The 369-nt window shown below is 61.2% G+C and carries 1 protein-coding gene; it reads left to right on the top strand.

Going from position 1 to position 369, the window contains the following annotated elements; all coding sequences use genetic code 11:
- Positions 1-2: 2 nt before the first annotated feature.
- Positions 3-369 (top strand): ATP-binding cassette domain-containing protein (locus SB724_RS19515; protein WP_410572431.1); only part of this gene is annotated, 367 nt, incomplete at its 3' end.

Here is a 369-nt window from a genome sequence, read left to right as displayed (position 1 = left end):
GGCTGCTTGAGGCTACTAGAGGGAGCGCAACCGTTTTTGGAAGCCCATACGGGGCACTCCGCCGGCCGGCCACCAGGGTAGGCGTCAACCTCGACGGAATGGATATTGAGCCAGCGCTTACGGGCCGCCGGCACCTGCGCGTCTGCCAGCTTGCTGCCGGTGTGGACCGAGGAAATGTTGACCGCGTGTTGGAGCAGGTGGGCCTGACGCGCCAAGCACATAAGAAGGTCAAGAATTATTCTCTGGGTATGCGCCAGCGGCTCGGAATTGCCTCGGCCATCATTGGTGATCCGCAGCTTTTGGTCCTCGACGAACCCGCCAACGGCCTTGATCCGGAGGGTATCCAGTGGCTCCGGACCTTCCTGAAAT

It is taken from the genome of Bacillus sp. SIMBA_031, from assembly GCF_046535225.1.
GTDB lineage: Bacteria > Bacillota > Bacilli > Bacillales > Bacillaceae > Bacillus > Bacillus velezensis.
Note: the sequence above shows the minus strand (reverse complement) of the source record. Positions and strands in the feature narration are given on the sequence as shown.